Below are 24,710 nucleotides of genomic sequence, written 5' to 3'. Positions count from 1 at the left end.
AACCCATCATTCCACGACGGAATTGGCGCGCCGGCCTCGCTGGGCCTACCATCGGCGCTCCCCACCCCCACCGCCCCTTCCATGTCCGCTCCCGCTTCCGCCGTACCGCGTCGCTGGTTCGTCGCCGGCGACTTCAACGGCTTCTTCGGCCTGGTCGTCGACAACCTCTCCATCCTCGGCTTCATCGCCATGGCCCTGGTCGGGATCTTCCAGTTCCCCGCCGACGTGGTGTTCGGCCGAATGTTCCCCGGCACCGCCTTTGGCGTGCTGGTCGGCAACCTGCTGTACACCCTGATGGCGCGCCGGCTGGCGGCACGTACCGGCCGCGACGATGTCACCGCCATGCCGCTCGGCCTGGATGCCCCCACCAGCATCGGCATGGCCCTGCTGGTGCTCGGCCCGGCCTTCCTCGCGTTCAAGCAGCAGGGCATGGACCCGCACGCTGCGGGCATCGCCACCTGGCAGCTGGGCATGGCCGCGCTGGTCATCATGGGCGTGCTCAAGTTCGTGCTGTCGTTCTTCGGTGAAGCGGTCACCCGCGCACTGCCGCGAGCTGCGCTGCTGGGTTCCATCGCCGGCATCGCGCTGGTGCTGATGGGCCTGCTGCCGCTGCTGGAAACGCTGCGCTCGCCGCTGGTCGGCTTCACCACGCTGGGCCTGCTGCTGTATGTGCTGATCGCCAAGGGCAAGCTGCCGGTGCGTGGCCCGGGCGTGCTGCTGGCCTTCGTGTTCGGCACCGTGCTGTATTACGGCCTTGGACTGGCCGGGCTGGGCGCGCCCGGCTTCCATGTGCCGGAATGGGGGCCGCCGCAGGTGGTGCTGCCGCTGCCGACGCTGGGCTTCCTTGAGGGCCTGCCCACGGCGATGACCTACCTGCCGCTGCTGCTGCCGTTCGGCCTGCTGATGGTGGTCGGCGGCATCAATGTGTCTGAGAGCGCACGCGCGGCTGGCGATGACTACCGCACTCGCGACATCCTGCTGGTGGAAGCGGTGGCCACGCTGGTGGCGGGTGTCTGTGGCGGTGTCGCGCAGACCACGCCCTACATCGGCCAGCCTGCCTACAAGCACATGGGCGCGCGCAGCGGCTACACGCTGCTGACCGGCCTGTTCGTCGGCATCGGCGGCATGCTCGGCATCATCTCCGGGTTGGTGCAATGGCTGCCGCTGGCGGTGCTGGCACCGATCATCGTGTACGTGGCCATCGACATCACCACCCAGGCCTTCCAGGCCACGCCGCGCCACCATACCGGCGCGATGGTGTTCGGTTTCCTGCCGTCGGTGGCTTACCTGCTGGCGATCAAGGCGCCGGGCTGGATCGCACCGGACCAGCTGCCGCAGCTGCTGACCAAGCTCGACGGCCACGGCCTGCCCGAGCTGGCGGTGATTTTCACCCTCGGCAACGGCTTCATCATCACCTCGATGCTGTGGATCTCGGCCGTGGCGGCGATGGTCGATGGCCGCCTGCGCCGTGCCTGTGGCGTCCTGCTGGTGGCCGCCGGGCTGACCCTGTTCGGCCTGATCCACTCGGTGGAACCGCGCGGTGGCATCTACCTGCCGTGGGACCTGGAAGGATTGGCGCGCATCATCAGTTTGCAGTTTGCCGGCGCCTACGTGGCCCTGGCGGTGCTGCTGGGCCTGCTTTCGCTGCAGAAGCAGCCGGTGCAACCGCTGGGTGATCGCACCGATCATTGACCGGTGACGCCGGGCATGGCCCGGCGTTACCGCTCCTTCCACTTCTGGTGCTCTGTAGAGCCGAGCCTGCGCTCGGCTGCTCTGAGCCGAGCATGGCTCGGCTCTACAGGGGCGTGTTGCAGGTGGCGAATGATCACAGCGCGCTCTGCCGGTCAGCGGCCGGCACTACCGTTCGGCGTCCAGTTCCGGGTAATGGCGGAAGATGCCGTTGGTGTTGAACGGCAACCGCCGCTCAGACGCCAGATAGGCGGCGATGTTGGGTCGTTTCGCCACTCGTTCCTGCAGCGCGCGCAGCCGGGGCAGGGTGGGGCCGAGCGCCTGCATGCGGCGCGGAAACATGTAGTCCAACCCGCTCAGCAGCTGGAACAGTGACAGATCCACATAGGAGTGCTCGCGCAGTGCATGGCGGCCACCGTTGGCGGCCATCACCTGCTCGAAATAGCCGAGGAACTTGGGCAGGCGCTCGCTGCGCAGTGACGCGGCTCGTGCCCTGGCCTCGGTCTTCTGCTGTTCGTAGTACTTCGATGCGGCGATCGGATGGTGGGTGTCGTGCACCTCGGCTACCAGGTCGGCGATGGTCAACTGCAGTTGCAGCGCCTGCATCCGCCGCGATGCGGCCTGCGGCACCAGGTCCAGCGTCGGGCCGAGGAAATCCAGGATCGCCGCGACCTGCGCGATGACCTGGCGGCCGGCCTTCAGGAACGGCGGCGCAAAGGGCTGTGCCCCTTCGTTGCGACCCTCCAGAAACGGCTGCATCACCGCATCGCCGTGCACCCGCGCCATGTCGATGTAGTCGGCGCCGGCATCTTCCAGCGCCAGGCGCACGAACTCGCCACGGCCCTGGATGCCGGTCCAGTAGTACAGCGCGTACTGCATGGCAGAGTCTCCACGGGACAGGACTCCTAGCCTCGCGCGGGTGGCGCAAAGCAGACGTGAGCGTGGACGACGCGTGCCTGAACCCGAACGGCAGCGGAACAGGCGGGGAACCGGCTGCAATCGATGGGGTCACACCTTCTCCATTGCGTGTGAAACGAGGTGCTGCATCATGCAGAGTGGAAAGGCGGTCTGGCCCTGGGTGTTGGGTGTGGTGGTGATCGGTGGCGCGGGCGGCTGGTTGTTCCGCGATCAGCTGAAGAGCCTGGCCGACGGTGTCCCGGTGCCGGTGCAATCAAACCCTGCCAGTACCAGTGCACCGGCACAATCGCAGGCGGCCGCAGAGCCCGCGCCAGCACCACCATCGATCAGGCATCCGCTGGATACCGAGGCCGCCGCCGACCCGGCGCTGCCGAAACTGGCTGACAGCGACGCCGCGGCCTGGGGCGCACTGAGCCAGCTGTTCCAAGGCGAGGGGCCGCTGACCCTGCTGCTGCGTGATCACCTGATCCAGCGCCTGGTCACCCAGGTCGACAACCTGGACAAGCCCAGCGTGCCGCCGACCGCGCTGGCCGCGCGGCCGCTGCCGGGCAACCTGCAGGTCGATACGGGCGAAGGCGGCGAACGCATCGCCGCCAGCAATGCGGCACGCTATGCGCCTTACGTACAGGCGTTCACTGCGCTGGACCCGACGGCAACGGCTACCGCTTACAAGCGCTTCTATCCGCTGATCCAGCAGGCCTATGCCGACCTTGGCCGGCCCGAGGGTTATTTCAACGACCGCCTGGTCATGGTGATCGACCACCTGCTGGACACCCCGGAACTGGCCCAGTCGCCGCTGGTGCAGCGCGATGAACGCGGCCGCTATCGCTTCGTCGATCCCACCCTGCAGTCACGCTCGATCGGGCAGAAGGCCCTGCTACGCATGGATCCTGCACAGGCGCGGGCGATCAAGCAGCAGCTGCGGGCGATCCGCAGCGCGATCACCCGCTGAGCCCGTCCACCGTACGGAACTGATCGGGATCAACGCGCCGACCACACGCGCTCCGGCATGCTGGCCGCAGGCTGACTGGCCCCGGGGTGCAGTCGCAGCCACCCTTGAAACCGGGTGGGGCAACCGCATCTTTCCAGCATTGCCGGCCCAGGCCGGCCCTGATGACCGATGAGGATTCGCAATGCGGATGGACAAGCTCACCTCGCGTTTCCAGCAGGCGCTGGCAGACGCACAGTCGTTGGCCGTGGGCCGCGACAACAGCATCATCGAACCGGTTCACCTGTTCAGCGCGCTGCTGGACCAGCAGGGTGGCAGCACGCGCCCGCTGCTGGCCCAGGCCGGGGTGAACGTGCCGGTGCTGCGCGAGCGCCTGACCGAGGCGCTGGACGCACTGCCCAAGGTATCCGGCCAAGCCGGCAACGTCTCGATGGGCAACGATCTGGGGCGCCTGCTGAACCAGACCGACAAGCTGGCGCAGCAGCACGGGGACGCCTTCATTGCCAGCGAGTGGTTCGTGCTGGCGGCGCTGGACGATGGCGGCACGCTGGGCATGGCGCTGCGCGCCGCCGGTGTCGACAAGACGCGCCTGCAGGCGGCGATCGACAAGCTGCGTGGCGGCGAGAACGTGCAGTCGGAGAATGCCGAGGAGCAGCGGCAGGCGCTGGAGAAGTACACCATCGACCTGACCGCGCGGGCCGAGAGCGGCAAGCTCGACCCGGTGATCGGCCGTGACGAGGAAATCCGCCGCACCATCCAGGTGCTGCAGCGCCGGACCAAGAACAACCCGGTGCTGATCGGCGAACCCGGCGTGGGCAAGACTGCGATCGTGGAAGGGCTGGCCCAGCGCATCATCAACGACGAAGTACCCGAGGGCCTGCGCGGCAAGCGCGTGCTGTCGCTGGACATGGGCGCGCTGATCGCCGGGGCCAAGTTCCGCGGCGAATTCGAGGAGCGCCTGAAGGGTGTACTCAACGATCTGGCCAAGAACGAAGGCCAGATCATCCTGTTCATCGATGAACTGCACACCATGGTCGGCGCGGGCAAGGCCGACGGCGCGATGGATGCCGGCAACATGCTGAAGCCGGCGCTGGCACGCGGCGAGCTGCATTGCATCGGTGCGACCACGCTGGACGAATACCGCAAGTACATCGAGAAGGACGCTGCGCTGGAGCGCCGCTTCCAGAAAGTCTTCGTCGGTGAGCCGTCGGTGGAGGACACCATCGCGATCCTGCGCGGGCTGAAGGAAAAGTACGCCGTGCACCACGGGGTGGAGATCACCGACCCGGCCATCGTGGCCGCCGCCACGCTGTCCAACCGCTACATCACCGATCGCCAGCTGCCGGACAAGGCCATCGACCTGATGGACGAGGCTGCCTCGCGCCTGCGCATGGAGATCGACTCCAAGCCGGAGGAGCTGGATCGCCTGGAACGCCGGGTGATCCAGCTGAAGATCCAGCGCGAGATGCTGAAGAAGGAAAAGGACGAAGCCTCGCGGCAGCGGCTGGCCGACCTGGAGAACGACATCGACGGGCTGGAGCGCGAGTTCTCCGACCTCAATGAAATCTGGAAGTCGGAGAAGGCTGCGCTGCAGGGCGCCACCAAGATCAAGGAGCAGGTCGAGCAGGCCAAGCTGGAACTGGAAGCCGCGCAGCGCCGCCAGGATTTCGCCAAGATGAGCGAGATCCAGTACGGCCTGTTGCCGCAGCTGGAAAAGCAGCTGGCCGCGGCCCAGGAAGCCGAGCACAAGGACTTCAAGCTGGTGCAGGACCGGGTCACCGACGAGGAGATCGCCGAGGTCGTGTCGCGCTGGACCGGCATTCCGGTCAACAAGATGCTCGAAGGCGAGCGCGACAAGCTGCTGCGCATGGAAGAAGTGCTGCACAACCGTGTGGTCGGCCAGGAGGAAGCGATCAAGGTCGTCTCCGATGCCGTGCGCCGTTCGCGTGCAGGCCTGTCCGATCCGAACCGTCCGGCCGGCTCGTTCCTGTTCCTCGGCCCGACCGGCGTCGGCAAGACCGAGCTGTGCAAGTCGCTGGCCGAATTCCTGTTCGACAGCGCCGACGCGATGATCCGCATCGACATGAGCGAATTCATGGAGAAGCACAGCGTCGCCCGCCTGATCGGCGCCCCCCCGGGTTACGTGGGCTACGAGGAAGGCGGCTACCTGACCGAGGCGGTGCGCCGTCGCCCGTACTCGCTGATCCTGCTGGACGAAGTGGAGAAGGCGCATCCGGATGTGTTCAACATCCTGCTGCAGGTGCTGGACGATGGCCGCCTGACCGATGGCCAGGGCCGCACCGTGGACTTCCGCAATACCGTCATCGTGATGACCTCGAACCTGGGCTCGCACCAGATCCAGGACATGAGCGCCGACGACAGCCCGGAGGCCTACACGCAGATGAAGGCAGCGGTGATGGGCGTGGTGCAGGCGCACTTCCGTCCGGAGTTCATCAACCGCCTGGACGACATCGTGGTGTTCCACCCGCTGGACAAGCAGCAGATCAAGCAGATCGCGCGCATCCAGATGCGCGGGCTTGAGAAGCGGCTGGCCGAGCGCGGGTTGAAGCTGGCGGTCTCCGATGCGGCGTTCGACCTGCTCGGCAACGTCGGCTTCGATCCGGTGTACGGCGCGCGCCCGTTGAAGCGTGCGATCCAGTCGCAGCTGGAAAACCCGCTGGCGCAGCAGATCCTGTCCGGCGCCTTCGTCAACGGCGATACCATCGAAGTCGGCAACGACGGTGGTCGCCTGGTGTTCGCCAAGGCTTGAACCGGTGGCGCCCCGGCCATGGCTGGGGCGCCATCCGAGCCTTGGCAGCGCACGATGGTCCTGTTTCACTTTCGCAAGGATGAGGAGAACCGCATGGACGTTGCCCGCAGGGCTTCACTCTGCATGACGCTGGCGTTGGCTGCTGTTTGTGGACACGCCGCGGCCGCCGAACAGGTCCGGCTGCCGCCGATGAGGGGCTACCAGCAGGCCCACCAGAGCACCGACGCGCAAGGCAACCGCATCACCGAGTACGTGCCACAGGGCCAGACCGTGCACGACTGGACCGACATGGTCACCGTCAACGATGCGCCGAATAGTGGCCATGTGAGTCCGCGTGAGTTCCTCGGCATCATCGAGGCGGGGTGGCGCATCGCCTGTCCGGCGGCGCAGAGCCACTGGATCCGCGAAGGTGAAGAAGGGGGACGGCCCTTCGCCCTGCTGATGCTCAGCTGCCCGCGGAATCCGGGGACAGGCAAGCCGGAGTTCACCTGCATCAAGGGCGTGCAGGGCAGGCAGGGCTTCCACACCGTGCAGAAGTCGTTCCGCTCCGAGCCGGAGAAGGAGGACGTCGTGCAGTGGATCGGCTGGCTGCGCGAGGTCGGGTTGTGCGGCAACGGCGACGCACCGGCCTGCCGCTGACCGCAGAGGGAAAGGGCGCCCAGCGGCGCCCTTCATGCATCAGAAGCGGTGAGTGTAACCGCTCATCAGCCCGAACTGGTTTGCCTTCTGCACGATCGGGCTGTTGGCCGCATCGCCGAGCAGGCGCGTGCCTTCGGCCGAGATGTACCAGTTGCCGTTGCGGCCCACGCGGTGGCTCCACTTCAGGCCGACACCGGCACTGACCAGGCCGGCCTTAGGCCTGTGCTCGGCGAAGCCCGTGCGTTTGGCCTGTTCCGGGCTGACGCCGTACCAGGTCTGCATGTAGCCGCGGTTGCCGTAGTCGGTGGAAACACTGCCGCTGACCACGCCACCGGCCAGGTCGAACAGCGGCATGCTCAGGTTCAGATGGATCTGCTGGGTGGCCAGGCCGTTCTCGGCCTTGTCCTCGTCCTTGCGGGTGAACTGCCAGGAGCCGCTCAGCACGGCTTCGCCCAGCGTATAACCAGCCGAGACGCCGACCAGGGGACGGGTATCGATATCACCCATGCCGCGCAGGAAGTCCGAACCGCCCAGCAGCGAGTCCTTGTCCTTGCGGATGCCGCTGGCGCCGACATAGGCACGCACGCGCGTGTGCTCGCCGAGGGAGGTGCCCCAGCCGATGCCACTGGTGCCCAGAAACCATCCCCCCGGCGAGGTGACATCAAAGGACAGCGACGGCGTCGCACGATACTCCTCGCTGCCGCTGTAGCGCGGTGCCACGCCGCCGCCGGCGGCGAGCTCGAAGGTCCAGTGGTCATCCTTGGCGTGGGCGATCGGGGCGGCGAACAGCGGCAACACGGCCAGGCAGAGCAGGGCGGGGGAACGGCGAAGCTGGGACATGGAAACTCTCGGCAATGGGAGGAAAGCAGCGCGCGCATCCGGCGAGTGCTGCAGGGTTGCCAGCGTGGCGATATGCCGGCGACCGATCCGTCCGCAGTTGTGCGGGAGTTGTAATCAACTGTAATCGCGCCCTTGTGCGTTCAGCTGGCAGCCAGCGGCCAGTGCATTTCCAGGCGCGCGCCGCCCAGCGTGGCGCGACTGATGCGCAGCTCGCCGCCGTGGCGGGCTGCAATGCGGCCGACAATGGCCAGGCCCAGGCCGAAGCCGCCGGTATCGCGGCTGCGGCTGTCGTCCAGGCGGGTGAACGGGCGCATCACCTTCTCCCGATCGGCTTCGGCGATGCCCGGGCCGTCATCGTCCACGCGCAGGCAGGCGCGGCCGCTGATACCGACCAGCGAGACCTCCACCTGCGAACGCGCGTGGCGCAGCGCATTGCCGACCAGGTTGCTCAGCGCCAGCTGCAACAGGCGTGGCTCGGCATCCACTCGCGGCAACGCGCTGGGCTGCACGCGCAGGACAATGCCGGCACGTTCGGCATCGCGGCGGGCATCGGCCAGGCAGGCCTGCAGCCAGTCGTTGGCTTCGATGCGCTGCATCGGCTCGCCCTCGCTGGGATGCTCCAGCCGTTCGTAGGCCAGCAGTTCGCTGACCAGCCGGTTGAGCTCGGCCAGGTCGCCGTGCAGGCCCTGCGCCAGCCGTTCGCGGCGTTCGCGGTCATCGCTGTCCTGCATCAGGTCCAGGCCGAAGGCCACCCGCGCGATGGGCGTGCGCAGTTCGTGCGAAATGGCATGGGTCAGGTCGCGCTGGCGCTGCACCAGTTCGGCCACGCGTGCCGCCATGCGGTTGGAGTGTTCGACGATGACCCGGATCTGCGAGCGAGGCGAAACCTGCGCACGTGCCTGCAGGTCGCCGGAACCGATGCGGTCGGCGTGCCGGCGCAGTGCTTCCAGGTCGCGCCAGAGCAGGCGCACCCAGGCATACAGGCTGGCGCCCACCAGCAGCAGGATGCTGAGGTAGGCGGCGATGGTCATGTACGTCGTCATCTGCACCGCGCCGGGCAGGCGCAGGTGCAGCCAGCGGCCGCCGATGCCGTCGATGGGCAGCAGCACCTGCTGGTACTGATCGCGCACGACGAAGCCATCGGCCTTCACGGCCGCCTGTTCCTGCGCGTCGAGCGCGGGAGGTTTGTCGAGCAGGGTCAGGGCGATGCCGTAGTGTGGCTGCCACTGTTGCAGGCGCTCACGCTGCTGGACGGCGTCCAGGCCGGCCAGGCCACTGCGCAGGGCGTACACCTGCCCGCGCACCTGCTGCACGAACACGCGATCCTGCACGGGCGTGTAGATGCCATCCAGGATGTGGTTGAGAAAGAACACCGACACCAGGAAGCAGGCGCCGGTGATGAACCACAGCCACAGGAACAGCCGCTTCATTCCGACCAGGCCGCAGGATTGAACTGGTAGCCGCGCCCCCACACGGTCTTGATCCGCCGCGGTTCGCGCGCATCGTCGCCGAGCTTGCGGCGCAGCTTGCCGATGCAGACGTCGACGCTGCGGTCCAGACCGTCGAAGCCGATGCCGCGCACCGCCTGCAGGATCTGGTCGCGCGACAGGATCTGCCCCGGCTGGCTGGCCAGCAGCCACAGGATCTCGAATTCCGTGGTGCCCAGCTCGACCGGCTGGCCGTGCAGGTGCACCTCGCGCTGCATGCGATCGATCAGCAGCTCACCATGCATCAGCCGGCTGGGCGTGCCGGTATTGCTGCTGCCGTGGCGGCGGCGCAGCAGGGCGCGCAGGCGGGCCAGCAGCAGGCGTGGCTCGATCGGCTTGTGCACATAGTCATCGGCACCCGATTCCAGGCCCAGCACCTGCTCGATGTCGTCCTCAAAGGCGGTCAACATCAGGATCGGCACATCGGAGAAGCTGCGGATCTGCCGGCACACATCGATGCCCCCCAGGCCGGGCAGCATCAGGTCCAGCACCACCAGTTCCGGTGCATGCTGGCGGCAGGCGGCGCTGGCGAGGTCGCCGCGTGCCACGTGCTGCACGGCGAAGCCATGTTCGTGGAGATAGTCGCTGACCAGTTCGGCCAGGCGACGGTCGTCCTCCACCAGCAGGACCGACGTGGGCGAACTGCTGGCAGGGGGAGTCCAGGGGGATGGCTGCATGCGTGGGGCCTCCGTTCCCAGGCAGGAGCGCCCGGCGGCGCAGCCTAGCAACGCCCCATGACGACTGCCTGAATCGCGGCCAACCTGATAACCGCGGGTACGGACGTCATCGCCAGCGGCTTTCAGCAGGCGGCCCTGGCTGGCCTATGGTGGCGGTTTCCCGGATGGAGCCTGGTGCAATGAGCGACCCGCAGTGGCAACTGGAAACCCTGGCCGTGCACGGCGGTTACCGTCCCGACCCGACCACCCGCGCGGTGGCGGTGCCGATCTACCAGACCGTGGCGTATGCCTTCGATGACACCCAGCACGGCGCCGACCTGTTCGACCTGAAGGTTCCGGGCAACATCTACACGCGCATCATGAACCCCACCACCGACGTGCTGGAGCAGCGCCTGGCCGCGCTGGAAGGCGGCATCGGCGCGCTGGCGCTGGCCTCGGGGCAGGCCGCGATCACCTATGCCATCCAGACCATCGCCGAGGCCGGCGACAACATCGTCGCCTCCAGTGCGCTCTACGGTGGCAGCCTCAACCTGCTGGCGCACACGCTGCCGCAGTACGGCATCCAGGCGCGCTTCGCCGACCCGGCCGACCCGGCCGCGTTCGCCGCGCTGATCGACGAACGCACCAAGGCGGTGTTCGTCGAATCCATCGGCAACCCGCGCGGCAATGTCACCGACATCGCCGCCATCGCCGAGGTCGCGCATGCCGCCGGGGTGCCGCTGATCGTCGACAATACCGTGGCCACACCGTTCCTTCTGCGCCCGTTCGAGCACGGCGCCGACATCGTGGTGCATTCGCTGACCAAATACCTCGGGGGACACGGCAACAGCCTGGGCGGCGCGATCATCGATTCCGGCCGCTTCGACTGGACCGCACAGCCCCAACGCTTCGCACGGCTCAACCAGCCCGACCCCAGTTACCACGGCGTGGTCTATACCGAAGCCCTGGGGCCAGCGGCCTACATCGGCCGCGCGCGGGTGGTGCCGCTGCGCAATACGGGCGCTGCGTTGTCGCCGTTCAACGCGTTCCTGATCCTGCAGGGCATCGAGACCCTGGCCCTGCGCATGGAACGCATCAATGCCAATGCGCTGGCCGTTGCGCAGTTCCTGAAGGCGCATGCCAGGGTAGCCTGGGTGCGCTACGCCGGACTGGCCGACGACCCCGAGCATGCCGCCGCGCAGCGCTATCTGGGTGGACACGGCTCGGGCGTACTGACCTTCGGTCTGCCCGGTGGGCGCGAGGCCGGCGCCCGCTTCCTCGATGCGCTGAAGCTGTTCACCCGCCTGGTCAACCTGGGGGATGCGAAGTCACTGGCCACCCATCCGGCTTCGACCACGCATCGCCAGCTGGATGCAGCGGAGCTGGCCAAGGCCGGTGTCAGCGAGGACACCGTGCGGCTGTCGATCGGCATCGAGCACATTGGCGACCTGCGCGCGGACCTGGAACAGGCCCTGGCCGGCGCCTGATAGCTGCGCGCTTGGTCGTCATCGCCACAGGCGATCACCGCCGGCACCGCGATGGGTTACGGTGGAACTGCCTCTCCAAGGCGTGGCAACGTGGCGATCCAGATCCCCGGTCGATGCGGGTCGACCGGGGATTTTTTGTTTCCGGGGTCAGATCCGTTTTCCTGTGGAAAACGGATCTGACCCCGCGCGCCGCCGTGTCGACCAAGGTCGACATCCACCAACAGCAGCGGGGAACTGTCGAAGGCGGGGTGGGTCCGGTTGCGGGAGTGTCCGCGGCATGGATGCCGCGGCCAAGCCCCCATGGAAGGGTTTACAGCGTCTCCCGCAATCGGACCCACCCCGCCATCCCACGCTATGCCCGCTTTTGCCGTTGCCGTTGTTTCGGCAGGTGCAGGGCTGCAAGCCCTGCCGCACGCACACCCCTCACACCACCGGAATGCTGTGCTGCCCCAGGTTCCGGTACGGCGGCGTGGACATGATCATCTCCGCCAGCGAATACGCCAGCTCGCGCTCGGCCATCACCGTGCCATCGGCGCCGTGCTCCAGCAGATGCTTCACCTCGGCATCGCTGTGCGCGCGCGCCAGCAGGGTCAGGTCCGGATTGATCGCCCGCAGCTTGGCCAGCGCCTCACCGGCTTCCAGCGGCTGCGGAATCGCCAGCACCGCGATCTTGGCGCGCTCCGGATGGGCCTCGGCCAGCACCCGGTCGGCGGCGGCACTGCCGCGGATCGCCGCCAGGCCCTTGGCATGTGCCTGCTCGACGTGTTCCTTGTTGTCATCGATCACCAGCACCGGCACGCCACGGTCGCGCAGCACCTGCGCCAGTTCGCTGCCGACGCGGCCGTAACCGATCACGATGGCGTGGTCATGCAGGTCGCGCGACGGGCCGATCGCTTCGGGCGGCTCGGGTACCTGCGGAGACTGCTCCTGCTTGGCCTGCCAACGGTCCAGCAGGCCGAACACCAGCGGGTTGAGCATGATCGACACCAGCGCGCCGGCCAGCACCAGCGACTGGCCTTCCTTCGGCAGGATCTGCAGCGCCACGCCGAGGCCGGCGATGATGAAGGCGAACTCGCCGATCTGCGCCAGGCTGGCCGAGATGGTCAGCGCGGTGCTGGTCGGGTGGCCGAACGCACGCACGATGAAGAATGCCGCCGCCGACTTGCCGAACATGATGATGGCGACGGTGGCCAGCACCTGCCACGGATGCTGGACGAGGATGTTGGGGTCGAACAGCATGCCGACCGACACAAAGAACAGCACCGCGAACGCATCGCGCAGCGGCAACGAATCATGCGCGGCCTTGTGGCTCAGCTCCGATTCGTTGAGCAGCATGCCGGCGAAGAACGCGCCCAGCGCGAACGAGACGCCGAACAGCATCGCCGAGCCGAACGCCACGCCCAGCGCGATCGCCAGCACCGACAGGGTGAACAGCTCACGCGAACCGGTACCGGCGATGCGCTCGAGGATCCACGGGATGACCCGCCGACCGACCACCAGCATCACCGCCACGAACAGGCCCAGCTGCACGAAGGTCCAGCCGATGTCGGCCAGCACGCTGCCGAGCGAGTGCGATTCCTTGGCCGCGTCAGGACCGAACACACCGGCCATCACCGGCATCATCACCAGCGCCAGCACACAGGCCAGGTCTTCCACGATCAGCCAGCCGACCGCGATCTTGCCGCGCATCGTTTCCAGCAGGCGCCGTTCCTCCATCGCCCGCAGCAGCACCACGGTACTGGCGGTGGCCAGCGAGAAACCGAAGATGACGCCATGGATGGCCGGCCAGCCCATCAGCGAGGCCACGCCCCAGCCGAGCAGGGTGGCCACCGCGATCTGGCCGATGGCGCCGGGGATGGCGATCGCCTTGACCGCCATCAGGTCCTTCAGCGAGAAGTGCAGGCCGACACCGAACATCAGCAGCATCACGCCCAGTTCGGCCAGCTGGTTGGCCAGCGCTTGGTCGGCGACGAAGCCGGGAGTGAACGGGCCTACGCAGATGCCAGCAACCAGGTAACCGACCAGGGGAGACAAGCGGAGCTTGTTGGCCAGCGCGCCGAAGATGAAGGCGAGCCCCAGGCCAACGGCAACGATGTTGATCAGGTCGGTGTCATGGTGCATCGGCACTCGCAGGAAATCGGGGGGATGTCCCGATTTTCACCGATGCGGTCACATACGGCAAACCTGGCCAGCGTATCGGATCGTTGCGTGGGCGGCTTGTACGGGCGAGATATCAAGCCTTGTTGAGAGATGGCAGGCCCTGACGGGCCGAATGGTGCCTACCTATGGGGGGCTCCAGGCGTAGCCGTCGATGATCACACCATCTGCCGGCGCTGGGTCTCTTCCAGGGCAGGCTCGGCCTGCTGCGGCGAGGCGGCCAGCTGCTTGTCCAACTGATGAATCTGCCGCAGCGACTCCGCAACGGGTGGCTGAAGGGCCGTTTCAATGTTGATGTGGGCACGCAGATGGCCCGGGTCATCCAAGGCTCCTTGAATGACGAAGATGTTCTCCGGCCTTGGGGGCTGACCAGCCGGCAAGCCCAATACCACATGGTCGATCCGTTCCAGACCTTGTGCCCGGGCAAGTTGGGTGAGGCTGGCCGCCATGCGTTGGCTGGCTTCATCAGATGCGCGACCCAACGATGCGTCCAGCGCGTGGACGCCGGCGAGTGCCTGCTGGTGAAGCGATGCCGAGGCATCGCTCAGCGATGGGATGCTGGTTTCCGGCCGTTCGGTTGCCGGTTGCGGCTGCGAAGGACTGGTGGGCCGCACGCGCTCTGCCTTGCGAATGGACTCGATCAGCTCCCGCGGTGTATCGGTGAACAGCAGTTCGCCTGCATCCAGGGACTGCCCGGTAACCTTGTTCACGGTACTGGTCGCCCACGATGCGCAGGTATTGCCATATGACCAGGTGACATTTTCGCCCAAGGCCTGGTCAAGTCGCTTGACCTGCTCGGGAGTCAATTCGTAATAGCGTGAGGCCGAAGGTGTGGCCCGGGCTTCCATGCCTTCGCGGATGTCCGAACCTGGGCCATTGTCCTCAACGAGTGGATGGTTGTCTGGCCACAGGCCATGGAACGTCGTATGGCCGTTTCGCGTCACCGAGATCCAGGCGTGGCCGTCCACGAACTGATTGAACGACCCCTGTGTATTGGGGGTCTACGTGACTATGGATGCCGAGGACGACCTTGTCGCTCATGGGATGCCCTTACGGAAAAATCTGTGTTTCGCCATCGGCGTACAGCATCACCACGCGCGGCGCCATCAAGGGAATTTCCTGACGGGCCGGGCCAGCAGGTCCGGGCTTCACGTCGCGCCGCAGCATGGTTGTGCATTGGCCGGATATGGGGCAGCGATCAACAACGACTTTCATGGTGTCCCCTTCCACGACATAGCTCATCCCTGCCGCGTAATACATGCTTTCCATCGGTTCATTGAACTGGACCTGGAGCTTCGACGCGGAGAGCTGGGTGACGACGACCGGCTCAAGGCTCGATTTGGAATAGCTGGGTTTCACGTGATCTCCTGAACACCCTGACAGGGGGGCCGCCAGCGCAACCCACGCGAGCGCAGCGTACACATGGCGGCGAGTGATGCAGGCTCTCGTCACGGAGCGGCTCCTTCGTTGGTCCGCTGATTATGCACGGGACGACCTATGAGGCGCGTGCAACAGCGCACAGCCTGGAAACCGGGTGCAGGAGCTGGCAACGGTATACGGTCAGGGCCGCGCCTGCCCCGAGGCCGCGGGCGGGTGTGTGGAGCAGCGCCGGGCAGGGCCCGGCGCACCCATTACCCCTTACCAGGTGTACTTGATCCGCCCGTACACATACGCGCCGTTGAAGCCGAACGGCGAGTAGTTGCTGTACGGCAGCATGCCGAAGGTGGAGTTCTGCAGGTCTTCGGTGCGGTCCGGGTACTTGTCCAGCAGGTTGTCGGCACCCACGGTCAGGGTCCAGTTGCTGCTGGGCTTGTAGCTGGCCGAGGCATCCACCACCCAGGCGTCGCCGTAGGTCTGGTCACGCAGCGCGGTGGCCGAGTTGCGCACGGTGAATTTGCCGTAGCGGGTGGCGGCCAGGCCCAGCTCCCAGTGGTCCGAACGCCAGGTGCCGCTCAGGATCGCCTTGTCGCGCGGGTAGCTGTCCTCGATGCGACCGATCTCATCACGGCCGATCAGCGACTGGGTCAGGCCCAGCGTGCCGAACACCGGCGGGGTGCCGCCAACGCGGCGCACTTCGGTGTCGTTGTAGCTGTATGCCGCGGTCAGCTCCAGGCTGCTGGCGCTGAACGGTACCGTGTAGCTGGAGACGAAGTCGACACCGCGGGTGCGCGTATCCAGGCCGTTGGTGAAGTAGGAGAACGCGGTCACCTGCGGCAGGCCCAGGGTGCCCAGCAGCGCGCTGGTCGCGGCATTGGTGGTGATGCTCGACGACAGTGCGATGCGGTCATCGATGTCGATCTGGTAGGCATCGACGGTGATGTACAGGCGGTCGACCGGCTGCAGCACCAGGCCCAGGCTGTAGGAGGTGGAGGTCTCGGCCTTCAGCGGCGAGGCGCCCAGCGCCTGCGCGGCCTGGCTGGTGGTCGGGAAGGTGCCGCGCTCGACGAATACGCCATTGAGGAACTGGCTGGTCACCGCCTGGTAGCCCTGCTGCGCCAGCGAGGGCGCGCGGAAACCACTGGAGGCGGTGGCCCGCAGCGCCACCTTGTCGGTGAACGCGTAGCGCGCCGACAGCTTGCCCGAGAAGCGGTCGCCGAAGTCCGAATAGTCTTCGTAGCGGCCGGTGATGCCGGCCGAGAACTTGTCGGTCAGGTCCGCTTCCAGGCCGGCATAGACCGCGTAGTTGTGGCGGTCGGCATGCACTTCATTGGTCGGGGTGAAGCCCGCGAAGCCCTGCGCGCCGCTGCCGGTGTACGAGTTCAGTTCGCCCGGGTTCTGGTCCCACTTCTCCTTGCGGTACTCACCGCCGAAGGACAGCGTGACCGGGTAGGCCAGGCCCCAGTCCAGCGACTTGGTCAGATCGGCATTGAAGATGTCCTGCTGGTACTTCAGCGTGCCGTCGTAGAACGAGCGCGGGCTGGTCGCACCCAGGCTGTAGTTGATGCTGTTGCGGGTGTGGAAGTCCAGGGTGTTCTCGCCGTGGTTCAGGCTCAGGTCCCAGGTCCAGCCGTTGTCGGTGTTGCCCTTGACCCCGGCCACCAGCGAGCGGTCCTTGGAATACTGGTTGATCTCCGGCACGTAGCCGTCCGGGTAGGTCTGCGCCAGCAGCGCGCTCTGCCCGCTGTGGTTGCGCGAACGGTAGAACGCGAACGAGGTGATGTCGCGGTTGCTGAGCAGCGCGCTGGCGTAGCCGGTCACGTGGTCGCTGAAGTCGAAGCTGGCGTTGGCCGAGGCCGCGGTGGCATCCACGCGCGGGTCGCCGACGATGAAGGTCTTCTGGCCGATGCTGGGGAAGTTGCCGGTGTTCGGCGTGGTGCCGCGGTACGGGCCGGCGCGGTTGCTCTCGTCCTGCTGGCTGATCTGGCCGGCCACGTGCACGCGGCCGCGGCCGTTGCCGAACTCGACGCCGGTGTCGCCGGACAGCTGGTACTTGTTGCCGTCGCCGGCCGAGTACTGGCCGTAGTCCACTGCCAGGCTGCCGCCACTGCCGCTGCCCTTGAGCACGATGTTGATGACGCCGGCGATGGCGTCCGAGCCGTACTGCGCCGAGGCACCGTCGCGCAGCACTTCCACGCGCTCGATCGCGGCGATCGGGATCGCGTTGATGTCCACCGCCGACGAGCCACGGCCGATGCTGCCGTTGACGTTGATCAGCGCCGAGGTGTGGCGGCGCTTGCCGTTGACCAGCACCAGCACCTGGTCCGGCGACAGGCCGCGCAGCTGCGCCGGGCGCACGCCGCTGGTGCCGTCGGTCAGCGCCGGGCGCGGGAAGTTCAGCGAGGGCAGGGCGCGCGACAGTGCGGTGGCCAGTTCACTGGTACCGGTGGACTGCAGCACTTCGGGGGTGATGATGTCGATCGGCGACTGCGATTCGGCGACCGTGCGGTCGGCCACGCGGGTGCCGGTGACGATCACCGTGTCCAGGGTGTTGGCGGCGGTGCCGGCCTGCTGTGCAGCGGCGACGAACGGAGAGCCACCGAGTGCGACAGCGACGGCGGCGGCGATCAGGCGGGTCTTGCGGGTCATCGGGATGGGCTCCGGTTGGCGGGGGCGGCACCGGAATCGACATCACGAGCGTGAGGCGGACGGCGGTTGTTGCGGTGCGCAATACAGCAATTAACGGGATATTCAGTGCCTGTCAAATGCCAGGCGTCAGAAAAAACGTTGCAGCAGCAACCATTTAGCCCGGATCAGCGCTGGCAGGAAGGGACCCCGGGACGCGCGCGGCGGGGACGTGGGAGAGAGGAACGTCGGCCACTGCGCATCCCGGGACGCGTCAAGTATTCGTTAACGCTAGAATTGCGTCGCAGGAACAGTGCTCACCAGCACATTCCATCCGGTTATATGGACCCCTCCCCCGATGATCTCCCTTCGTAATTTCGCCTTGCGCCGCGGCGAGCGGCTGCTGTTGTCCAATGTCGACCTGACCCTGCACGCCGGTTACCGGGTAGGTGTGGTCGGCCGCAACGGTGCTGGCAAGTCCAGCCTGTTCGCGGCGGTGAAGGGCGAGCTGGAGGCCGACAAGGGTGACGTCGACCTGCCCGGCAAGGTGCGCATCGCCAGCGTGGCCCAGGAAACCCCGTCGCTGCCGGATCCGGCGCTGAGCTTCGTGCTGGGCGGCGATACCGAGGTGGCCGCGGTGCTGGCCGAAGAGGCCGAGGCGACCGCGCGCGAAGACTGGGAGGCGGTGGCCAACGCGCACACCAAGATGGCCGAGATGGGGGCCTACGACGCCGAAGCGCGTGCCGGCAAGCTGCTGCACGGCCTCGGCTTCCCTGCCGAGACGCACCACCGTGCGGTGTCCTCGTTCTCCGGCGGCTGGCGCGTGCGCCTGAATCTGGCCCGCGCGCTGATGATGCCCAGCGACCTGCTGCTGCTCGACGAACCGACCAACCACCTGGATCTGGACGCGGTGTACTGGCTGGAACAGTGGCTGCTGAAGTACCCGGGCACCCTGCTGCTGATCTCGCATGACCGCGAGTTCCTCGACAACGTGGCCACCCACACCCTGCACCTGCATGGCGGCGGCGCCAAGCTCTACCCGGGCGGCTACACCGATTTCGAGCGCCAGCGCGCCGAACAGCTGCGCCAGCAGCAGATCGCGCATGAAAAGGAACAGGCCGAGCGCGCCCACCTGCAGAGCTTCATCGACCGCTTCAAGGCGCAGGCCAGCAAGGCCGCGCAGGCGCAGAGCCGCATGAAGCGCCTGGCCAAGCTGGCCGGCACCGAAGCGGTGCGCGCCGAGCGTGAGTTCCGCATCGAGTTCGCGCCGCCGGCGAAGCTGCCGTTCTCGCTGATCCGCCTGAACCACGTCGAGGCCGGCTACGGCAAGGACGCGGTGATCCTGCATAACGTCGGTTTTGGCCTGGAAGCGGGCCAGCGCATCGGCCTGCTCGGCCCGAATGGTGCCGGTAAGACCACCCTGGTGAAGACCCTGGTGGGCGAACTTGCACCGATCGTCGGCGAGCGCATGGCGCACCCGGACCTGAAGATCGGCTACTTCGCCCAGCACACCGTGGAATCGCTGCACGAAGGCCAATCGCCGATGGAGCACTTCCGCGAGATCGCCCCGGACGCACCGAACCAGTCCTTCCGCGATTTTCTCGGCAAGTGGAACTTCCCGGGCGATCGTGCATTCGAGCCGGTTGATGGCTTCTCCGGTGGCGAGCGCGCGCGCCTGGCGCTGGCGCTGATCGCCTGGCAGCAGCCGAACGTGCTGCTGCTGGACGAACCGACCAACCACCTTGACCTGGAAATGCGTGAAGCGCTGGCCGAAGCGCTGGCCACCTTCGAAGGCGCGATCGTGATGGTCTCGCATGACCGCCACCTGATCGGCCTGGTCTGCGATACCTACTGGCGCGTGGCCGATGGCGTGGTCGAGCCGTTCGATGGCGACCTGGATGCCTACGCCGCGTGGCTGCGCACCCGCCCGCAGGCGCAGGGCACCAAGGCACGCATGGAGCAGGTGGAAGAACCGGTGGTGGTCAAGACCGCGCCGGTGGCGCAGGTGGTGCAGAAGAAGCCGGTGAACCCACACAAGCTGGCCGCCGCCGAGGCCAAGGTGGCCGAACTGGAGGGCGCGCTGGCCGAGCTCGACCGCCAGCTGGCCGACCCGGCCAACTATGCCGATGCCACCCGCATGGCGGTGATCGGCCGCGACCGCGAAACCACCGCCGCGCAGCTGGAGAAGGCCGAAGCGGCGTGGATGGAGCTGCTGGAGTCCTGATCACGCAAAAAAGGGGACGGAGGGGATTAAGTCGTTTGTGCCACAAACGACTTAATCCCCTCCGTCCCCTTTTTTGTTACGTGCCCTGCGCCTGCAGCCATTCGCGGAACCGCTTGGCCGGTTCGCGCTCGGCGCGCGAGCGCAGCCGCGTCAACCAGTAGCGGCCCAGCTCCAAGGTGGTGCCGAAGGGCTGCAGCAGGCGGCCTTCGGCCAGTTCCTGCTCGAACATGCACAAGGGCAGCAAGGCCACGCCGGCGCCCCCGGCGGCGGCCATCGCCACCGTCAGTGAGGAATCGAACACCGGCCCGCGGGCTTCCACGCCGCTCACCCCGGCCGCCTGCAACCAGCGCGGCCATTCGTCGCTGCGGTAGGAACGCAACAACGGCAGTGTGGCGAGGTCGCGCGGTTGCTTCAGCCGCCGCGCCAATGCGGGGGCGCACAGCGGTGCGAAGGGCGCATCGAGGATTGCCGTGCAGGCCTGGCCCTGCCAGTCGCCATCGCCGAAGCGGATCGCCAGGTCCAGCCCTTCGCCGGCCAGGTCGATGCGGTTGTTGTGGGTCTGCAGGCGCAGCTCGATGTCCGGGTGCGCGGCTTCGAACGCCGCCAGCCGTGGCAGCAGCCAGCCGGTGGCGAAGGTACCGACCACGCCCAGCGTCAGTACTTCCCGGGCCGGCCCGCCGGTGTAGCGCGCAATGCTGGCGGAGATGCGTTCAAACGATTCGTTGAGCACCGGATACAGCGCCGCGCCCTCGTCGGTCAGCGCCACGCCGCGCGGCAGGCGATGGAACAGGCGGATGCCGAGCCGGTCTTCCAGGCCCCGGATCTGGTGGCTCAGTGCGGCCTGGCTGACGCACAGCTCCAGCGCGGCTCGGGTGAAGTTCTGGTGGCGGGCGGCCGCCTCGAACGCACGCAGCGCGTTCAGTGGCAGGGTGGGGTGCAGCATCGGAGAGCCGTGAGCCAGGGTGATGGCTGATCCTACCCGTTCAATGAGGAATTTCGTAAATCTCAAACATTTGATCGCGTCAGGCATGAGTTCAACTTATGGCTTGCCCTGATTTTTCGCGCTGGTCGGTCGCAGGGGAGGCGCCAATAATCGAGCGGTCACCAGGAGAACCCCTATGCTCGCCCGTCGCCGATTCCTGCAGTTCAGTGGTGCTGCCGTTGCGTCCTCGCTGCTTGCCCCGGCGCTGGCGCAACCGGTTTCCGCCTCGTCTGGCATACCCGCCGCGAACGCCGCCATTGCCGGCGCCGCCGATTTCGCCGCGCTGGAGAAAGCCAGCGGTGGCCGCCTGGGTGTCACCGTGCTGAACACCGGCAACGGCCGTCGCATCGGCGGGCATCGGCAGGATGAGCGCTTCCCGATGTGCAGCACGTTCAAGTCGATGCTGGTCGCCCATGTGCTGAGCCTTGCCGATGCAGGCCGCGTTTCGCTCGACACCCGTGTGCCCATCGCCGGGAAGGATCTGCTGTCCTACGCTCCGGTGGCGCGCCGCCACGTGGGCAAGGATCTGACCGTGCGCGACCTGTGCCGGGGCACGCTGACCACCAGCGACAACACGGCGGCCAACCTGCTGCTGGAGGTGGTGGGCGGGCCGTCGGCGCTGACGGCATTCCTGCGCGGGCAGGGCGACAGCATTACCCGCAATGACCGCAACGAGCCGGACGTGAATCTGTTCGCGAAGGGAGACCCGCGCGATACCACCAGCCCGGCCGCGATGGCCACCAGCCTGGCCCGCTTCGCGGTGGGCAATGGCCTGCAGCCTGCATCGCGCCGGCAGTTCGCCGATTGGCTCATCGACAACCAGACCGGCGATGCCTGCCTGCGCGCCGGGCTGGGCAAGCGCTGGCGGGTGGGGGACAAGACCGGCAGCAACGGTGATGACACGCGCAACGACATCGCCGTGCTGTGGCCGCATGCGGGCGGCACCGCGTGGGTGGTCACCGCCTATCTGCAGGGCGCATCGGTCGATGACGACCAGCGCGCAGCAGTGCTTGCACGGGTGGGGGCGCTGGCCGATGCGATGATCGGATGAGGTAACCGGGGTCATCGGGAAATGGCTTGCCGGATCGGTCGGGCACGCGCATCCTGCGCGCGTTCGAACCCCACGGAAGACCCCGATGAGCCATGAGTTGATCTACCTGCTGCTGATCTTCGCGCTGCTGGTGATCCCGCGCGCACTGCAGCGATTCAGCCTGCCGGCGCCGTTGACCTGCCTGCTGTTCGGCATCATCGGCATGCTCTGGCTGGGCGACCAGGCACACGACGCGGTGATCGGCCTGCTGGCCACGCTGGGCATTTCCTCGCTGTTCCTGTTCGCGGGCCTGGAAGTGGATCTGCAGGCGCTGCGGCGTGGCATGTGGCCGCTGCTGGCGCACCTGGTGATCCGTACCGGCACGCTGTTCGGCGTGGGCTGGCTGGCCTGGCGCTATGCGGGGCTGCCATGGCAGGCCGCTGGGCTGCTGGCGCTGGCGCTGCTGACGCCCTCCACCGGCTTCATCATGGATTCGCTGTCGCGGCTGGGCCTGAGCGAGGACGAGCGGTTCTGGGTCACCAGCAAGGCCATCGCCGGCGAACTGCTGGCGCTGGCGGCGTTGTTCATCGTGCTGCAGGCCGGCGACCCGGGCCACATGGCGCTGTCCAGCCTGGCCCTGCTGGCGATGATGATCGGCCTGCCGCTGCTGTTCATCGCGCTGGGCCGCTGGGTGGCGCCGCACGCGCCGGGCTCGGAGTTCTCGCTGCTGGTGATGGTCGGCATGGTGGCGGCGTACATCACCTATCTGCTGGGCGTGTATTACCTGGTGGGCGCGTTCATCGCCGGCCTGGTCGCGCGCCTGCTGCACCAGCGCATGCCGCTGCTGGCCTCGCACGAGAACCTGCACGCGCTGCGCCTGTTCGCCTCGTTCTTCGTGCCATTCTATTTCTTCAATGCCGGCACCAAGGTGCCCAGCGAAGCCCTCAGTTTCGAGGCGCTGGGGCTGGGCATCGTGATCACCCTGGTGGTGCTGCCGCTGCGCATCGGCGTGGTCTGGCTGCAGCGCCGGGTGATGTTCGGCGAGAGCTTCCGCAGCAGCCTGCGCGTCTCGCTGGCGCTGGCCCCGACCCTGATCTTCACCCTGGTGCTGGCGGCGATCATGCGCGAGCGTTTCCAGATTCCGGCGGTGCTGTTCGGCGCGCTGCTGCTGTACGCCGCACTGACCACACTGTTGCCGTCGCTGGTGTTCCGCACACCCTTCGACGTCGATCCGGTGGAGCAGGAGCCGGCGGGCAAGGGCGAGTCCGCGCCGGAAGCGGCCACCGAGACGCGGCCGGAACCTCACATCGCCGAACGCTGACCGGTTGCCGCGCGCGGTTTGCGCCCGTCGGCCATGGCCGTTAGGGTTGGGGCATGAAACTGCCTGCCGTTGTCACCGCTTCCGCCCTCCTGCTCAGCCTCGCTGCCTGCTCGCAGCGTTCCGATACGGTCGCGCATGATCTGGCGACCGCACCGGCCGATGCCTTCATGGCTGCCATCGCCGCGCATTGCGGCCAGGCCTATGAGGGCCGGGTGGTGGAGGACACGCCGGCACCGACCGGCAAGGACCCGTTCGCCGGCCAGCGCCTGGTCATGCATGTGCGCGGCTGTGCCGACCCCGCCCATGAACTGCGGATTCCCTTCCATGTGGGGGATGACCATTCGCGCACCTGGGTGCTGACCCGCACCGAAAACGGCCTGCGCCTGAAACACGATCATCGCCACGAAGACGGTAGCCCCGACGCGATCACCCTCTATGGCGGCGACAGCACGCCACCGGGCACCGCCGAGCGCCAGCGGTTCCCAGCCGACTCCGATTCGGTGGCGATGTTCCGTCGTGCCGACATGCTGGCCTCCACGCACAACACCTGGGCGATGGAGATCGACCCCGACCAGACTTTCGTCTACGAACTGACGCGCCCGGAAGGCCGCCGTTTCCGCGTGAAGTTCGACCTGAGCAAGCCGGTCGAGCTGCCGCCCGCACCGTGGGGCGACGAGAAGGCGCCGGCACCCTGATCTTCGGGTCGGATCCCTCCTGCGGAGGGTCCGACCCGGTCACTGCATGAACCCACGGGTCAGAGCCCTGGCCGTCGGCCAGGGATCCGACCCCGGGGCTCAGCGCGCGCTGAAGCGTGCACGGCAGCCGTTGCTCACCCACACCTGGCCGCGTGCATAGCCCCAGCTGCGGCCTTCCTGGCAGGCACTGCCGGACAGCTGCTGCTGCAGCACCGGCCGGCCCTGGCGCTCATCCCAGTCGCAGTTCTGCGTGCGGTTGTTGTTGCTGCTGCAGGTGATCGAATAATTGCTGTTGCCGCCGCCCCAGCCACCGCCGCCGCCCCAGCCGCGGGCCTCGGCGAACTCGGCGCGGCAGCCGTTGCTGACCCAGACCGCGCCGTTGCGCACGCCCCAGGTGCGGCCTTCATCGCAGGGGCTGCCGGACAGCTGGCGGACCAGGCGGGCGTTGCGCCAGCCGACCGGGCAGCTGCGCTCACGGTTGCTCTGGCTCTCGCAGCGGATGGTTTCGCCGGGACGGCCGTTGTTGCCGCCCCAGCCACCGCCATTGCCACCGCCCCAGCCGCCGCGGGCTTCAACGAACTCGGCGCGGCAGCCATTGCTGACCCAGATGCTGCCGTTGCGGCTGCCCCAGGTGCGGCCCTCGTCGCAGGCGCTGCCGGACAGCTGGCGGACCAGCTGCGCATTGCGCCAGCCGGTGCTGCAGACACGTTCACGGTTGTTCTGGCTTTCGCAGCGGATCACCCCGTCCTGCGCAGCGGCCGGAGCAGAGGGCAGGGCGAGCACGGCCAGAGTGCTCAGGGTCACGGCCAGGCTGGCCAGGGACAACGATTTCATGGCGGCATCCCATACGGTGGCAGGTGCCCG

At 67.3% G+C, this 24,710-nt stretch carries 19 protein-coding genes; 9 read left to right on the top strand and 10 right to left on the bottom strand.

The window, feature by feature from the left end:
• The first annotated feature begins 81 nt into the window (after window positions 1–81).
• On the top strand, window positions 82–1,692 hold the full coding sequence (locus VG561_RS07620) for a hypothetical protein (RefSeq protein ID WP_423179510.1): 1,611 nt from the start codon (window positions 82–84) through the stop codon (window positions 1,690–1,692).
• Between the two features lie 165 nt (window positions 1,693–1,857).
• Here VG561_RS07620 and VG561_RS07615 read toward each other — a convergent pair whose 3' ends face one another.
• Window positions 1,858–2,568, bottom strand: a complete 711-nt coding sequence (locus VG561_RS07615) for a glutathione S-transferase (RefSeq protein ID WP_053495831.1) — start codon at window positions 2,566–2,568, stop codon at window positions 1,858–1,860.
• A gap of 169 nt (window positions 2,569–2,737) precedes the next feature.
• Here VG561_RS07615 and VG561_RS07610 point away from each other — a divergent pair, with 169 nt between their 5' ends.
• The 3 genes from VG561_RS07610 (at window position 2,738) to VG561_RS07600 (ending at window position 6,965) form a co-directional block, all read left to right on the top strand.
• Entirely contained in the window at window positions 2,738–3,559 is an 822-nt protein-coding gene (locus VG561_RS07610; protein ID WP_126411286.1) for a DUF3014 domain-containing protein, read from the top strand.
• Between the two features lie 181 nt (window positions 3,560–3,740).
• The gene (gene clpB / locus VG561_RS07605) at window positions 3,741–6,326 is read left to right on the top strand and encodes an ATP-dependent chaperone ClpB (RefSeq protein ID WP_111205396.1); all 2,586 of its coding nucleotides are present in this window, start codon (window positions 3,741–3,743) and stop codon (window positions 6,324–6,326) included.
• Window positions 6,327–6,419: 93 nt separating this feature from the next.
• Entirely contained in the window at window positions 6,420–6,965 is a 546-nt protein-coding gene (locus VG561_RS07600) for a hypothetical protein (protein WP_423179509.1), read from the top strand.
• A gap of 39 nt (window positions 6,966–7,004) precedes the next feature.
• Here the strand turns inward: VG561_RS07600 and VG561_RS07595 are convergent, their stop codons facing one another.
• The 3 genes from VG561_RS07595 to VG561_RS07585 form a co-directional block, all read right to left on the bottom strand.
• Entirely contained in the window at window positions 7,005–7,805 is an 801-nt protein-coding gene (locus VG561_RS07595) for a MipA/OmpV family protein (RefSeq protein WP_046432175.1), read from the bottom strand.
• Between the two features lie 140 nt (window positions 7,806–7,945).
• Window positions 7,946–9,235, bottom strand: a complete 1,290-nt coding sequence (locus VG561_RS07590) for an ATP-binding protein (protein ID WP_423179508.1) — start codon at window positions 9,233–9,235, stop codon at window positions 7,946–7,948.
• Complete coding sequence (locus VG561_RS07585; protein ID WP_423179507.1) at window positions 9,232–9,969, bottom strand: winged helix-turn-helix domain-containing protein; 738 nt, start codon at window positions 9,967–9,969, stop codon at window positions 9,232–9,234. The genes VG561_RS07590 and VG561_RS07585 overlap by 4 nt, the downstream gene beginning before the upstream one ends.
• Window positions 9,970–10,148: 179 nt before the next feature.
• On the opposite strand from VG561_RS07585, the gene VG561_RS07580 reads away from it, so the two are divergent.
• Window positions 10,149–11,435, top strand: coding sequence for an O-acetylhomoserine aminocarboxypropyltransferase/cysteine synthase family protein (locus VG561_RS07580; protein WP_053496499.1), 1,287 nt, complete (start codon window positions 10,149–10,151; stop codon window positions 11,433–11,435).
• A 423-nt stretch (window positions 11,436–11,858) separates the two neighbouring features.
• Here VG561_RS07580 and ybaL read toward each other — a convergent pair whose 3' ends face one another.
• The 4 genes from ybaL to VG561_RS07560 form a co-directional block, all read right to left on the bottom strand.
• Window positions 11,859–13,556, bottom strand: coding sequence for a YbaL family putative K(+) efflux transporter (gene ybaL / locus VG561_RS07575; RefSeq protein ID WP_041863753.1), 1,698 nt, complete (start codon window positions 13,554–13,556; stop codon window positions 11,859–11,861).
• Window positions 13,557–13,750: 194 nt separating this feature from the next.
• Complete coding sequence (locus VG561_RS07570) at window positions 13,751–14,560, bottom strand: XVIPCD domain-containing protein (protein WP_423179506.1); 810 nt, start codon at window positions 14,558–14,560, stop codon at window positions 13,751–13,753.
• 82 nt (window positions 14,561–14,642) lie between these two features.
• Window positions 14,643–14,951: a hypothetical protein gene (locus VG561_RS07565; RefSeq protein ID WP_005418535.1), complete on the bottom strand. Its 309-nt coding sequence runs from the start codon at window positions 14,949–14,951 to the stop codon at window positions 14,643–14,645.
• Between the two features lie 279 nt (window positions 14,952–15,230).
• Window positions 15,231–17,618, bottom strand: coding sequence for a TonB-dependent receptor plug domain-containing protein (locus VG561_RS07560; RefSeq protein ID WP_014648176.1), 2,388 nt, complete (start codon window positions 17,616–17,618; stop codon window positions 15,231–15,233).
• 334 nt (window positions 17,619–17,952) lie between these two features.
• Here VG561_RS07560 and VG561_RS07555 point away from each other — a divergent pair, with 334 nt between their 5' ends.
• Window positions 17,953–19,818 carry an ABC-F family ATP-binding cassette domain-containing protein gene (locus tag VG561_RS07555; RefSeq protein ID WP_014648175.1) on the top strand — a complete coding sequence of 622 codons (1,866 nt, stop codon included), beginning with the start codon at window positions 17,953–17,955 and terminating at the stop codon, window positions 19,816–19,818.
• Between the two features lie 76 nt (window positions 19,819–19,894).
• Here the strand turns inward: VG561_RS07555 and ampR are convergent, their stop codons facing one another.
• On the bottom strand, window positions 19,895–20,761 hold the full coding sequence (gene ampR / locus VG561_RS07550; protein ID WP_014648174.1) for a LysR family transcriptional regulator AmpR: 867 nt from the start codon (window positions 20,759–20,761) through the stop codon (window positions 19,895–19,897).
• Window positions 20,762–20,936: 175 nt separating this feature from the next.
• Here ampR and blaL2 point away from each other — a divergent pair, with 175 nt between their 5' ends.
• The 3 genes from blaL2 to VG561_RS07535 all read left to right on the top strand — a co-directional run bounded on the left by blaL2 (window position 20,937) and on the right by VG561_RS07535 (window position 23,846).
• Entirely contained in the window at window positions 20,937–21,851 is a 915-nt protein-coding gene (gene blaL2 / locus VG561_RS07545; protein ID WP_134967265.1) for a L2 family extended-spectrum class A beta-lactamase, read from the top strand.
• Between the two features lie 85 nt (window positions 21,852–21,936).
• A complete protein-coding gene (locus tag VG561_RS07540; protein WP_423179505.1) occupies window positions 21,937–23,151 on the top strand; it encodes a cation:proton antiporter in 1,215 nt (404 codons plus the stop codon).
• A gap of 53 nt (window positions 23,152–23,204) precedes the next feature.
• Window positions 23,205–23,846: a hypothetical protein gene (locus VG561_RS07535; protein WP_014648171.1), complete on the top strand. Its 642-nt coding sequence runs from the start codon at window positions 23,205–23,207 to the stop codon at window positions 23,844–23,846.
• A 99-nt stretch (window positions 23,847–23,945) separates the two neighbouring features.
• Here the strand turns inward: VG561_RS07535 and VG561_RS07530 are convergent, their stop codons facing one another.
• A complete protein-coding gene (locus VG561_RS07530; protein ID WP_032958942.1) occupies window positions 23,946–24,680 on the bottom strand; it encodes a DUF3011 domain-containing protein in 735 nt (244 codons plus the stop codon).
• Between the last annotated feature and the right edge of the window lie 30 nt (window positions 24,681–24,710).

Origin of the sequence: Stenotrophomonas sp. CASM110, assembly GCF_049384345.1 — a bacterium.
Classification (GTDB): Bacteria; Pseudomonadota; Gammaproteobacteria; order Xanthomonadales; family Xanthomonadaceae; genus Stenotrophomonas; species Stenotrophomonas muris.
Note: the sequence above shows the minus strand (reverse complement) of the source record. Positions and strands in the feature narration are given on the sequence as shown.

Coding starts and splice junctions, on each gene's coding strand:
- VG561_RS07620 (WP_423179510.1), top strand. CDS start 82: ATGTCCGCTCCCGCTTCCGCCGTACCGCGTCGCTGGTTCGTCGCCGGC.
- VG561_RS07615 (WP_053495831.1), bottom strand. CDS start 2,568: ATGCAGTACGCGCTGTACTACTGGACCGGCATCCAGGGCCGTGGCGAG.
- VG561_RS07610 (WP_126411286.1), top strand. CDS start 2,738: ATGCAGAGTGGAAAGGCGGTCTGGCCCTGGGTGTTGGGTGTGGTGGTG.
- clpB (WP_111205396.1), top strand. CDS start 3,741: ATGCGGATGGACAAGCTCACCTCGCGTTTCCAGCAGGCGCTGGCAGAC.
- VG561_RS07600 (WP_423179509.1), top strand. CDS start 6,420: ATGGACGTTGCCCGCAGGGCTTCACTCTGCATGACGCTGGCGTTGGCT.
- VG561_RS07595 (WP_046432175.1), bottom strand. CDS start 7,805: ATGTCCCAGCTTCGCCGTTCCCCCGCCCTGCTCTGCCTGGCCGTGTTG.
- VG561_RS07590 (WP_423179508.1), bottom strand. CDS start 9,235: ATGAAGCGGCTGTTCCTGTGGCTGTGGTTCATCACCGGCGCCTGCTTC.
- VG561_RS07585 (WP_423179507.1), bottom strand. CDS start 9,969: ATGCAGCCATCCCCCTGGACTCCCCCTGCCAGCAGTTCGCCCACGTCG.
- VG561_RS07580 (WP_053496499.1), top strand. CDS start 10,149: ATGAGCGACCCGCAGTGGCAACTGGAAACCCTGGCCGTGCACGGCGGT.
- ybaL (WP_041863753.1), bottom strand. CDS start 13,556: ATGCACCATGACACCGACCTGATCAACATCGTTGCCGTTGGCCTGGGG.
- VG561_RS07560 (WP_014648176.1), bottom strand. CDS start 17,618: ATGACCCGCAAGACCCGCCTGATCGCCGCCGCCGTCGCTGTCGCACTC.
- VG561_RS07555 (WP_014648175.1), top strand. CDS start 17,953: ATGATCTCCCTTCGTAATTTCGCCTTGCGCCGCGGCGAGCGGCTGCTG.
- ampR (WP_014648174.1), bottom strand. CDS start 20,761: ATGCTGCACCCCACCCTGCCACTGAACGCGCTGCGTGCGTTCGAGGCG.
- blaL2 (WP_134967265.1), top strand. CDS start 20,937: ATGCTCGCCCGTCGCCGATTCCTGCAGTTCAGTGGTGCTGCCGTTGCG.
- VG561_RS07540 (WP_423179505.1), top strand. CDS start 21,937: ATGAGCCATGAGTTGATCTACCTGCTGCTGATCTTCGCGCTGCTGGTG.
- VG561_RS07535 (WP_014648171.1), top strand. CDS start 23,205: ATGAAACTGCCTGCCGTTGTCACCGCTTCCGCCCTCCTGCTCAGCCTC.
- VG561_RS07530 (WP_032958942.1), bottom strand. CDS start 24,680: ATGAAATCGTTGTCCCTGGCCAGCCTGGCCGTGACCCTGAGCACTCTG.